The organism is Sphingorhabdus sp. M41 (assembly GCF_001586275.1).
Classification (GTDB): domain Bacteria; phylum Pseudomonadota; class Alphaproteobacteria; order Sphingomonadales; family Sphingomonadaceae; genus Parasphingorhabdus.
This window is the reverse complement of the sequence record NZ_CP014545.1, coordinates 1,437,985-1,449,847: the sequence shown is the minus strand read 5'-3', so window position 1 is coordinate 1,449,847 and position 11,863 is coordinate 1,437,985. Positions and strand designations below refer to the sequence as shown.

The window sequence follows — 11,863 nt, the reverse complement described above, 5'->3', positions numbered from 1 at the left end:
AGGTGATTGGATTGGTTCTCGTGACACACGGGCATCTGGCAACCGAGTTTGTCATTGCCATGGAACATGTCGTCGGCGCGCAAAAGGCGATCGCCGCGATCGGCATCGGTGCGCGCGATGATATGGAAGAGCGCCGCAAGGAAATCGCGGATAGTGTTGCAAAAGTCGATTCCGGCGAGGGCGTCATTATTTTGACCGACCTGTTTGGGGGTACGCCTTCGAATCTTGCCATTTCCCTGATGGAAAAAGGCAAGGTTGAAGTTATCGCCGGTGTAAACCTGCCGATGCTCATCCGTCTGGACGGCGCCCGCAAATGCATGGATATCACATCCGCTATCGCCGCCGCGAAGGAAGCGGGTATAAAATATATCAGCGTCGCTTCGGAAATATTGGGAACCGATGCGTGAGCGAATTTCGCAAAACCGTCGAGATTACAAATAGCCGCGGCCTGCACGCGCGCGCGAGCGCGAAATTTGTCACCTATGTCAGCAAATTGCCCGACGGACTGGAAGTCAGGGTGGCGAAAGACGGGTCGGAAGTGACAGGAACATCGATCATGGGGCTGATGATGCTGGGCGCAGCAAAGGGCGATAATATCGAGATCATTGTCTCCGGCGATCAGGCAGAAAGCGCGCTGGAAAAGCTGACGGGCCTGGTCTTTGACGGTTTCGGCGAAGACTGAACCCATGCGCCACCAGATTACCGGCTTCTCCAATCCGACGATCAAGCGGCTCAGAAGCCTGCGCGAGAAAAAGCATCGCAAACGCGAGGGCCTGTTTCTCGCAGAAGGACTCCGGATTCTAGCCGAAGCGCTCGACAGCGGCAGAACTCCCAAGATATTGGTAGTCGTTGAAGACACCGAGCTGCATCCGCTCGCCCAGAAAATCGAGGCAGCGACAGTGGCCGCCGGCGGCGATGTTATCGAAACCAGCGAAGCAATCATTGCCAAGCTCTCCGGCAAATCCAATCCGCAATCGATCATCGGTATCTATCCCGATCATCCTGTTCCGCTCGAAGAGCTGGATCGATCGAGTTCCAATATCTGGCTGGTCGCACAGGCGCTTCGCGATCCTGGTAATCTCGGGACGATTTTGCGGACCGGCGATGCTGTTGGCGCCGGGGGTCTGATCCTGATCGACGACTGCGTCGATCCTTTCTCGGTCGAGGCGGTGCGCGCCAGCATGGGCGCCATTTTTACCCAGCAGGTCGTGCAGGCACGATGGCCGGAATTCCTGACATGGCTCCGCAATGGTCCGGGCGAACTGGTCGGAACCAGTCTCAACACGGAAAATGACTATCAGTCGGTCCGTTACAAGACGCCAACATTTCTGCTGATTGGCAACGAAGCGCAGGGATTGCCGGACGATTATGAAGCGGCCTGCGACACGCTGGTGAAGATGCCGATGATGGGCAAGGCTGACAGTCTCAACGCGGCTGTCGCCGCCTCGGTCATGGCCTATGAAGTGCTGAATCAGACCCGCCAGAGATAGTTTGGCGTTCCTGCCCTCTCTATGTTAGCTTGATGACGGAGGGGGAAAATATGAAAAACATAATAATATTGTCATCGCTGGCAACACTGGCGCTCACGGCCTGCGGAGCGCCTGCGGAAGAACCACCGGTCGTCGAGGAGCAACTGGGCAACTATAGCGCCATCGGCACCGAGCCCGGATGGGCCGTCGATATCAAGGACGAGAAAATCGCCTTTACTGCGCAGAACGGCAAGGATTTCACCTTGCCGATTGACCGGACAAAGAAAACCGATGGCGGATGGGAGCTCAGAGGCTTTTCCGGCACCGATAATATCAACGTCTACATCACCAGCGGCGAAGAATGTAACGATGGCATGAGCGATCGTACCTATGCCGATACGGTCAAGATAGAAGCGAGCGACAGTGGCGTTTTAAACGGTTGCGGCGGCAGCTTTACCGAAGGGCTGGACGGGTCGGCCTAGGCACTATTCTGCTGCACGGTCGCTGATCTGCCGATCCTCTTCGATCAGTTTTTCGGCGACCGAGTCACTATAGCGGGGCAAAGCCTCGATTTCGGGCACGGGCTCGAGATCCTTCTTGCCGGTTTCAATCTGCAGCTCGGCAAATTTGCGCCCGGTCGCCATGATATTGCGCTCGAAGCTGCCGACAAATTTATTATAATTGCCGACCGCGCTGCCAAGGCCGGAGCCCATGCGTTTCAGATGTTCCCCCGCCACCGCCAGACGGTCGTACATTTCCTTGCCAAGCTGGCCTATCTGCTTCGCTTCTGCGGCCATTTTTTCCTGACGCCAGACACCGGCTACGGTCCGGGCGATGGCCACCAGATTGGTCGGTGTGGCCAGCAGCACCTTCTTCTCGAAGGCATGGTCCCATAATGTCGGTTCATGTTCCAGCGCGGCGGCCAGAAAATGCTCGCCCGGCACAAACATGATCACATAATCCGGCGCATCCTCGAACTGGTCCCAATAGGCTTTCTTCGACAGGCCATCGATATGCGCCTTCATGCTGTTGCAGTGGCGCGCCATGGCAAAGCTGCGCGCAGCCTCATCTTCCGCCTCAAACGCATCCTGATAGTCGTTGAGCGAGACCTTGGCATCGATCACCAGCTTGCGACCACCGGGCACATTGATCACCGCATCGGGACGCAGACGCCCCTCGTCGGTGTCGATGCTCTGCTCGGTGACAAAATCGGTATGTTCGGATAGCCCGCAGGTTTCGAGGACATTCTTGAGTTGTTGCTCGCCCCAGCGGCCGCGCGATTTGGGCGCATTGCGAAGACTGTTGACGAGGCGCGCCGCTTCCTGCTGCACCCTGTCCTGCCCTTGCCTGACCTGTTCAATGGTAGCGCTGATCCCGGCATAGGATTCGGTCCGCTCTTTTTCGATCTTGGTGATCGAGGCTTCGTAGGTCGCCAGACGTTCGTGCACCGGCTGCAACAGCTTGGCGATTTTTTCGCCGCCCTTTTCATTCGCCTGGTCAAAGCGCTGGTCGGCCCGCTCGAGAAACTGCCTTTGCGCCGTTTCCAGCATCTTCGCGCCAATTTCGGAAAATTGCGCCGACAGAGCCTCTTTCGCTTCGATCAGCTGCTGCATCTGCTTTTCATGATTGCGGGCATCGGCCTGTAGCGCCGCCAGTTCGGTTCTCGCCGCATCACGCTCATCGCGGACACCGTCGAGCGTGATCCGCAAGGCATCGGTGGCCTGCGCCGCGTCCTTGGCCGCCTGCACCGCATCTCTGGCCGCCTGAGCGGCGTCCTTGGCCGGCTTACCGCCGATATACCAGCCCAGCGCCAGCCCGCCCAGAAGAGCGACGACGATTGCGAAAATGACAATGATGGGGTCCAAATTAACTCTCTTTCCGATAAGAACGAAAAGAGAACCTAGGAGCGTTTTCCGGAATAGGCAATACACGTCAATCCGGGAAAGACAATTCAGAGCGGTGCATTCGCTAGCTGCCGTTCGTCCTGAGCCTGTCGAAGGACAGTTCAAGCCGATAGGTGCACTTTGACAAGCTCAGTGCGAACGGGGTCTTATGAGCTGTGAAATGATCTGACCATCAGGCCGCTATGCCATGTTCCTTGCGCAGCTTAGCAAGCTTCTTCAGTACCATTTGCCGTTTCAGCCGCGACAGATGGTCGATGAACAATATCCCTTCGAGATGGTCCATCTCGTGCTGCAGACAGGTCGCCAGCAAGCCGTCGATCTGCTCTTCATATTGCTTGCCGTCAACATCTTGCCAGCGCGCTGTGATCGCCGCGGGGCGTTCCACGTCAGCATATTGATCGGGCACCGACAGACAGCCTTCGCTGTACAGGTTCATGTCTTCGGATGGATCGAGAATCTCGGGATTGATGAACACGCGCGGATCGTTGATCACGCCATGGTCATGGTCGCAATGCTCGCCATGTTCATGCTCGTGCGGCACCGGTTCCTGCAGATCGATCACCAGCACGCGTTTGGGTACACCGACCTGAATCGCGGCCAGGCCAATGCCCGGCGCGTCATACATGGTTTCAAACATGTCCTTGATCAGCGTTTTCAATTCGTCATCAAACACGGTTACGGGTTCGGACACAATTTTCAGGCGCGGATCAGGCACCTCTAGGATCGGTAATATAGCCATGGTGCAAATTTAGGGATTGTGCCGGGATTCGTCAAGCGGCGCGGAACAGCGCTCCAGCGGCGACTTGTATATTCAGACGATATCAAAACGAGCCGAATGGGCGGATACAGCCACAATAGCCAACCAGAGGCTCGGCAGCGGCGGAGCAAATAAAAAGGCGTGCGGTTCATTGGTGGAACCGCACGCCTTGTTTTAATCAGCTTTGCAGGCTTGGTTTAGAACTGCCCACGCACCGTGATGCCGTAGGTTCTTGGTTCTGCAAGGAAAGCCGAATAGGTCTGCTGCGATGCTACAAATGGCGTGTTGAACGCGACCTGCGAATAATTCACATTGAACAGATTTTGTGCCCAGCCTTCGATCGCCCATTTGTCGTCTGGGCCACGGATACCGATACGCGCATTGACCAGTGTGAAGCCGTCCTGCTCCTTGCCATAGAGCAGATCCGAGCCGGTGTTATAGTCGCTGGTCGTCCGGGCGTTCACATAGAATAGTCCGGTCAGCCCGCTATTTCCGATTGGCGGGGTATAAGACACCGACGCAGTCGCTGTGATTTCAGGAGCGTTCGACAGATTGTCGCCTGGCAGCAAACGCAGAGCTGGATCAAGCGCCGTGCCGTTATCACGCCCAACCAGATCATTTTCATAGCTGGTATCGGTATAGGTGAGACCCATGGTGAAATTTACGTGCCTGATCGGATTGATCGATGCTTCCAGTTCGACACCCTGTGCAACCACGCCATATTTGACATCATCCGGAGCACAGTTGCCGGTGGTTCCGTCGGCATCCTTGTCCGCGCCGTTCAGATCAGTGCTACAGGCGTTGATATTCTGCACCAGGAAAACGGAGCCATTGAATGTGTTGAGCTGGAAATTGTCAAACTGCTGACGGAAAGCGGCAACGCTCAGCGAAAATTCCCGAGACGAGTATTTTGCACCGATTTCAAACGCATCCACCGTTTCCTGGTCGAACTGGAGATTGGCGGTGTCACCCGTCAATGCCGGATTGGCCAGCGTCGAACTGGTCAATGCAGACCGGTCAAGGTTGAAACCGCCGGCCTTGTAACCGCGCGAGAAGCTGCCATAAAGCATCAGATCGTCGGTCGGCTTGTAGGACAATATGGCAGTGCCGGTGAACTCACTCTCGCTCCGGCTATCAGCCAGGGTTACGCCGTCCAGTTCGGATGTCGAATTACCCTGACACGCGAGACCGATGAGGCCGGCCGACAAAGCACCCAGAGGCGCGAAATCCAAAATACCATCACCGTCAGTATCGACAGATGGGGCAAGCAGCGGCGTAAATGCAGCGCGCTGGATCGGGCACATCGTATTGTCGTTGGTGAACGCCGCCCGGAAATCCTTCGTTTCATTGGTATAGCGCAGGCCCAATGTGAGATCGAGCTTGTCGGTCACATGGAAGATATTGTGAGTGAAGAACGCGAAATTTTCGCTCGTCTGATTATACCGGTCAAGAACCGTTCCCCGGTCATTGATCTGGGCCAGATTATCCAGCCCTGCAAAAATCAGTGGTGTGGCAGCGCCAAATGCGCCGGCTCCGCCATTTGCAGCCTGCAATGCAGCTCTGCCGCCAGCGCTCAGACAGCCTGTGCTGGTCGGAGATGCCAGAGCCGGATTGACAGCATTGACGATCCGGCATGGCGCGAACGCTCCATATTGCGAACCAAAGCGGATGTTATCGCGGGTTTCGAGTTTTTCATTCGCGTAAAAACCGCCGATCAACCAATCCAGCTTATCATCAAAAGCCGCACCCTGCAGCCGCAATTCCTGCGTGAAGGTTTTAAATTCCCGGGCACCAGCATTTTCGGTTGGTGCGCGATAGAGAATGTCGACCTGCGTATAATCCGTATCCGATGCCTGGAAGTTGGAATATTCGCGATAGCCGGTAATCGACGTCAGGTTCAGATTGCCCAGTTCGGCATTGATCTCAACCGAAGCGCCAAAATCCTCCGTCTCGCCAGCATAGGAACGACCGGGAGTGACGTAAATATTCCGGTTGAACGTACTTTGGGTCAGCGCGTTGCTGTTTTGACCTAGTGCCAACAGCACCGGAATGATCGGGTTGGCCGGGTCTGTTAGAGCAGGCGAACCAGGTTGTGGGAGGGCGAAAGGATCAAGTCCGGGACTTACCCGCGCCTGCTGTGCAAATTCCGGCTGGACGAAAGTCGCCGCGCAGCAGGATTCGTCTTTCTTCGAATAGTCACCGACCACACGAATGCTCAGCGTGTCGCTGGGTTCAAACAACAGCTGACCGCGAACCAGGAACCGGTCTTTGTTATTGACGTCGGTCCCGTTTACCACATCATTGTAGAAACCGTCGCGTTTCAGATAGACCCCATCGATACGCGCAGCGATGTTATCGCTCAGCGGTCCGTTGATGCCCGCTTCCAGACGAAGCAGGTCATAATTGCCATAGGTTGCAGAAGCATGTCCGGAAAAGACAAATTCCGGTGCTGCCGTGGTGATGTTGATCATACCCGCAGAAGAATTGCGTCCGCCCAGTGTTCCTTGCGGACCGCGCAGAACTTCAATCCGGTCAATCGGGCCCAGTTCGCTGAGCGCATTACCACTGCGCGACCGGTAGACACCATCGATGAACACGGCCACGGAGCTTTCCAGGCCGGGGTTGTCCCCCACGGTACCAATACCGCGTATACGGGCCGAGCCGTTGGCTTCGTTGCCGGTCGAAGACACAAGCAATGAAGGTGCCAGCTGATTGAGCTCGCGAATATCGCTGGTTCCGCTCTGCTGCAATTGCTCCGCGCCAATAGCCGAAACGGCAATAGGCACATCGGACAGAACCTGCGCCCTGCCCTGTGCGGTCACGACGATCACATTGTCATCGTAATTGCCCTCATCATTTCCGCTAGCCTGGTCAGCTGCATCGGATTGTGTCTGTGCATAGACGGGAGCGGTGGCGATTGCTGCTAGTGCGATTGCGCAGGCAGACAGATTCAATGCTAGTTTCATAACATGCTCTCCTGAAATTTTCTTTTTTATTGCCACCAATGATAGCCTGACAGTTTGCATTTGATAGCCAAATCGCAGATCATTGCGCCAATTTTCTTGGAACTGTGGCTTTATTGTCAATATATGGAAGGACCTGATATAAAGAAATGAAGCTGTATTTCATTTCCTTTACTGGTCCTGCCGACTGGCAGACGAATAAACCCAGGGTAATGACTTGAAATAACGGCCTTTTCTGGGCGTTATCGAAATGTCCACTTGTCGGCGCAGCAAAAACTCAGCTTTATCACCACTAAAAAGGCAAACGCGGTCAAAAACCCGTTTACTCGCTGTGAATCGGCCTTCGAGAGCGCAGCGCCTGCGCCAGCGTGCCTTCATCGAGATAATCCAGTTCCCCACCCACAGGTATGCCATGAGACAATTGACTCAGCCTTATCGGATAATTTTCCAGACGTTCGGCAATATAATGGGCAGTGGTCTGGCCTTCGAGCGTCGCATTCATCGCCAGCACCACTTCGTCAATGCCGCCTGCCTCAACCCGTCTGATCAACGTATCGATGCCGATGTCCTCCGGACGAACGCCGTCCAGCGCCGACAATTTTCCGCCCAGCACATGAAATTTGCCGGGAAACAGCCGCGATTTATCCAGTGCCCAGAGGTCGGAAACTTCCTCAACGACGCACAGCGATTTTTCATCGCGTCGGGGATCGGTGCAAATCTGGCAAGGATCCTGCGTATCGACATTGCCGCAGACACCGCAGGTCACGAGCCGCTCGTCTACGCGTTCCATCGCCGCCAATATCGGTTTCATCGCCGTCTCCGGACGTTTCAGCAGGTATAAAACCGCCCTCCGCGCCGAACGCGGGCCGAGGCCGGGAAGCTTGGCGAGGGCCTGAACCAGATTTTCGATCTCTTGCGATGCCATGGCTTAGTCATTAGGAGCAGCCGCACAAACCTGCCAAGCAGAAAATGCCTGTCCTACATGAACGCGAATATTTATCGTCCCGATCATGCCAGAGGCTGATCAAATATTTGAAGGCAAAAGCAGAATTCTGTAACGCGATGGCGCTGATCCGGGAAATCAGATTCCCGATTAGGGGGTGTGACCCGTGTGACCCGAAGAAAGATTATTTATGACGTCCGGCACGAAATCTCTGCGCATTGCCTTCATGGGAACCCCGGACTTTGCGGTCCCGGCGCTGCAAGCGCTGCACGCGGCCGGACATGACATCGTAGCGGTCTATTCACAGCCACCACGTCGGGCTGGTCGGGGAAAAAAGCTCGCTCCCTCGCCTGTGCAACGCCTGGCGGAGACGCTCGGCATAGAAGTGCGCACGCCGTTTTCCCTAAAGGATGAAGCCGAACAGGCGTCCTTTGCAGCGCTCGATCTGGATGTAGCGATAGTCGCGGCTTATGGGCTGATCCTGCCGCAGGCAATATTGGATGCGCCCCGGATGGGTTGCCTGAATATCCACGGCTCGCTGCTCCCGCGCTGGCGCGGTGCGGCACCGGTACAGCGCGCGATACTGGCCGGCGATACAGAAACCGGCATCACCATCATGCAAATGGAAGCGGGACTGGATACCGGACCGATGCTATTGAAATCGACGACCCCGATTGACGGGAAGACCGCTGGCGAACTGACCGATGAACTGGCCAAGGCGGGTGCGGAGCTGATGGTGCAATATCTGGCCACGCCATCAGAATATCCCGCCGAAGCACAAGATGACACGCTAGCCACCTATGCGAAAAAAATCGAAAAACAGGAGGCGCGCCTGGATTTCAGCAAACCTGCCGAACAGGTGGAACGGCAAATACGGGCCTTCACCCCTGTCCCCGGTGCCTTTTTCGAATTTGGCAATAATCGATATAAGATTCTCGAAGCGCAGGTCAGCGACACCAACGATGAGGCTGGCAAAATTCTGGACGACCATTTGCTCATCGGCTGCGGGACAGGGTCGATCCAGCCTCAAACCATTCAGAAGGCAGGCAAGCCCGCAATGAACCTCAAGTCCTTTCTCAACGGCACCAAAATTCCGATCGGAACCGTCCTGCAATGACCCGCTTTGCCCTCACTCTGGAATATGATGGCCGCCCGTTCATGGGCTGGCAGCATCAGGATCACGGCCCCAGCGTCCAGCAGGCGGTAGAACAGGCGATCCACAAGATCACCGGCCAGGACGTGCGTGTTTTTGCGGCGGGTAGAACCGACGCCGGTGTCCACGCGCTGGCAATGCGCGCGCATTTCGATCTCGAGACGAAGCTGACACCCTTCCGCTTGAGCGAGGGTATCAATGCCGGACTGCGTCCCCATCCGGTCGCGGTGCTGGCCTGCGACATTGTCGACGAGGAATGGCACGCCCGCTTTGCCTGCGAGGGGCGGCGCTATCTTTACAAGATCACCAATCGCCGCGCGCCCCTGACCTTCGACCGCGGGCTAAGCTGGCAGATTGCGCCCAGCCTTGACGCCGAAGCGATGCATAATGCGGCGCAGGCGCTCACCGGCCAGCATGATTTTACCACCTTTCGTTCGGCCCATTGCCAAGCGCAAAGCCCGATCAAGACGCTCGACAGCATTTCGGTCAGCCGCTTTGGCGAGGAGATTGAAGTGGAGGTGGCCGCCCGCTCTTTCCTCCACCATCAGGTCCGCTCGATCGTCGGCTGCCTGAAACTGGTCGGCACCGGCAAATGGACGAAAGTGGATCTCAAAAACGCACTGGCGGCAAAGGATCGCAACGCCCTCGGCTTCAACGCCCCGCCGGACGGTCTCTATTTTGTCGAAGCCATCTATCCGGATTGACCAGGGCCCGGCGAAGGCCGGGACCCAAAATGTTGGTACACCTTCGGCTAGGCTCCAGCCTTCGCCGGGGACTAGAGCCCGAACAACCGCGACAACGATTTGTCGAGCAGCAGCAGCTGCCACAGCAAGCGGCTGTTGTCGGAGCGCCCGGCGATGTGGTCGTCCGCAACCTTCCGCATTGCCTTGCTGTCAAACCAGCCGGTCCGCGCCAAATTGCCGCCGCTGGCAATATCCCGCGCAGTGTCGGCAAGCGGCCCGCGGAACCATTGCGCGATCGGCGTAACGAAGCCCATTTTTGGGCGGTAGAGAATATCATCGGGGAGATACTGTTCCATCGATTTCTTGAGGAGATATTTCCCCTGCCCCTTATGCACCCGCAAATTGGTCGGCAGCTTCGCGGCAAATTCCATCAGCTTGTAGTCCAGCAACGGCTCGCGCGCCTCGAGACCCACAGCCATACTGGTTCGATCCACCTTGGTCAAAATATCGCCCGGCAGCCACATTTTCATATCCGCATATTGCGCCTGATCGAGACCGTTGCGCGCCGGCGCATTGTCCATCAGGTCGATCATCCGCTGCTCCGCCTGATAATCGCCCAGATCGCTGCGCATACGGTCCGAATAGATTTGCTGGCGCCCTGCTGGCGTTGTCACCCCGACTGCTTCGGCATAGCCTTCCGGTCCGGTGCGGGCGAGCGAGAGCAAGGTCGACTTGGCGCGAAACGGACGCGGTGCCCAGTCTGCCTTGGGATAGACCGATCCCAACCAGCCGAATGCCGGTCCGCGCAAGGATTGCGGCAGAAGGCCCCGCACCCGTTCTTCGGCATGGTGGAAGACATGGCGGCGATAGCCCGCCATTGCTTCGTCGGCGCCGTCTCCGGACAGAGCCACCGTGACGGTCTCACGGGCCAGCTCGGCCACCCGATAGGTCGGCAAGGCAGAGGCATCGGCAAACGGTTCATCAAAATGATCCGCGAGCGTATCGATCAGGCCAAAATCATCCGCAGCCACGATCCGTTCGCGGTGGTCGGTCTGAAACCGTTCCGCGACCTGCCGGGCATAGCCGGTCTCGTCGAGCGACTGCTGGTCGAAACCGATCGAACAGGTCTTGACCGGACGACGGCTTTGCTCGGCCATAAGGGCAACCACAGCGCTGCTGTCGACGCCACCGGAGAGAAACGCGCCCAAGGGCACATCCGCGATCATCCGCGAACCGACAGCCTGTTTCAGCAGATCGACCAACTCTTCTTCCAGGGCCCCCGCCGAAGCCTTGTGCCGCTGGCTGAAATCCATATCCCAATATCGGACCGGCGCGGACTCCGGCTTGCCCTGTTCGAGCAGCAGATAATGGCCAGCCGCCAGCTTCCTGACGCCCCTGAGTAGCGATGTCTGATCCGGCACATAACCAAAGGCGAGATAGTCATCGACCGCCCGCAAATTGGGTTCCCGGCGCAACAACGGATTGGCCAGCAGCGCTTTCAGTTCCGAACCGAACAATATGCTGCCGTCGGAAACGCGCGCATAAAACAGCGGCTTCACGCCCAGCCGGTCGCGGGCCAGAAACAACTTCCGGGTGCGCTGATCATAGAGAGCGAACGCAAACATACCGTTCAGTCGTTTCAGACACTCTACCCCCCATTGCCGCCAGGCATAGAGAATGACTTCGCTGTCGCTGCTGGTCTTAAACTGGTGGCCAAGACTTTCCAGTTCCGCACGCACTTCGCGGAAATTATAGATTTCGCCGTTGAAACTGAGGACCTGCGCTTCATCGGGTGTCAGCATCGGCTGGGCGCCGCCCTCCAGATCGATGATCGAAAGCCGCCGATGGCCAAGCCCGACACCCGGCGCGGTCCAGATGCCCGATCCGTCGGGTCCGCGGTGGGACAGGCTGTCGGTCATCTTGCGCAGCCGCTCGGGATCAACCGGCTTGGCCGTCTCCAAATGAAAGATACCTGCAATTCCGCACATAGG

11 protein-coding genes are annotated in these 11,863 nt (G+C 56.9%); 6 read left to right on the top strand and 5 right to left on the bottom strand.

Annotation, left to right across the window (positions count from 1 at the left end):
- The first annotated feature begins 2 nt into the window (after positions 1-2).
- The 4 genes from AZE99_RS06910 to AZE99_RS06895 are packed head-to-tail and all read left to right on the top strand — an operon-like array spanning position 3 to position 1,951.
- Positions 3-407: a PTS sugar transporter subunit IIA gene (locus tag AZE99_RS06910; RefSeq protein ID WP_067199183.1), complete on the top strand. Its 405-nt coding sequence runs from the start codon at positions 3-5 to the stop codon at positions 405-407.
- Positions 404-682 carry an HPr family phosphocarrier protein gene (locus AZE99_RS06905; RefSeq protein WP_067199181.1) on the top strand — a complete coding sequence of 93 codons (279 nt, stop codon included), beginning with the start codon at positions 404-406 and terminating at the stop codon, positions 680-682. The genes AZE99_RS06910 and AZE99_RS06905 overlap by 4 nt, the downstream gene beginning before the upstream one ends.
- A 4-nt stretch (positions 683-686) precedes the next feature.
- A complete protein-coding gene (locus tag AZE99_RS06900; RefSeq protein ID WP_067199179.1) occupies positions 687-1,490 on the top strand; it encodes a TrmH family RNA methyltransferase in 804 nt (267 codons plus the stop codon).
- 50 nt (positions 1,491-1,540) lie between these two features.
- Positions 1,541-1,951, top strand: coding sequence for a hypothetical protein (locus AZE99_RS06895; protein WP_067199177.1), 411 nt, complete (start codon positions 1,541-1,543; stop codon positions 1,949-1,951).
- A gap of 3 nt (positions 1,952-1,954) precedes the next feature.
- On the opposite strand, the gene rmuC is transcribed toward AZE99_RS06895, so the two are convergent.
- The 4 genes from rmuC to recR all read right to left on the bottom strand — a co-directional run bounded on the left by rmuC (position 1,955) and on the right by recR (position 8,018).
- Positions 1,955-3,334 (bottom strand): DNA recombination protein RmuC, encoded by a 1,380-nt coding sequence (rmuC, locus tag AZE99_RS06890; RefSeq protein WP_067199172.1) that lies wholly within the window; start codon positions 3,332-3,334, stop codon positions 1,955-1,957.
- A gap of 211 nt (positions 3,335-3,545) precedes the next feature.
- Positions 3,546-4,112, bottom strand: a complete 567-nt coding sequence (gene def / locus AZE99_RS06885; protein WP_067199170.1) for a peptide deformylase — start codon at positions 4,110-4,112, stop codon at positions 3,546-3,548.
- Positions 4,113-4,327: 215 nt separating this feature from the next.
- Complete coding sequence (locus AZE99_RS06880) at positions 4,328-7,096, bottom strand: TonB-dependent receptor (protein WP_067199169.1); 2,769 nt, start codon at positions 7,094-7,096, stop codon at positions 4,328-4,330.
- A gap of 319 nt (positions 7,097-7,415) precedes the next feature.
- Positions 7,416-8,018: a recombination mediator RecR gene (gene recR / locus AZE99_RS06875; RefSeq protein WP_067199160.1), complete on the bottom strand. Its 603-nt coding sequence runs from the start codon at positions 8,016-8,018 to the stop codon at positions 7,416-7,418.
- A 229-nt stretch (positions 8,019-8,247) separates the two neighbouring features.
- Between recR and fmt the strand changes: the two genes are divergently transcribed.
- Positions 8,248-9,153 (top strand): methionyl-tRNA formyltransferase, encoded by a 906-nt coding sequence (fmt, locus tag AZE99_RS06870; RefSeq protein ID WP_067203373.1) that lies wholly within the window; start codon positions 8,248-8,250, stop codon positions 9,151-9,153.
- Positions 9,150-9,893: a tRNA pseudouridine(38-40) synthase TruA gene (gene truA / locus AZE99_RS06865; RefSeq protein ID WP_067199158.1), complete on the top strand. Its 744-nt coding sequence runs from the start codon at positions 9,150-9,152 to the stop codon at positions 9,891-9,893. The genes fmt and truA overlap by 4 nt, the downstream gene beginning before the upstream one ends.
- 71 nt (positions 9,894-9,964) lie before the next feature.
- Here the strand turns inward: truA and AZE99_RS06860 are convergent, their stop codons facing one another.
- Positions 9,965-11,860, bottom strand: a complete 1,896-nt coding sequence (locus AZE99_RS06860; protein WP_067199156.1) for an XrtA/PEP-CTERM system amidotransferase — start codon at positions 11,858-11,860, stop codon at positions 9,965-9,967.
- Positions 11,861-11,863 lie beyond the last annotated feature (3 nt).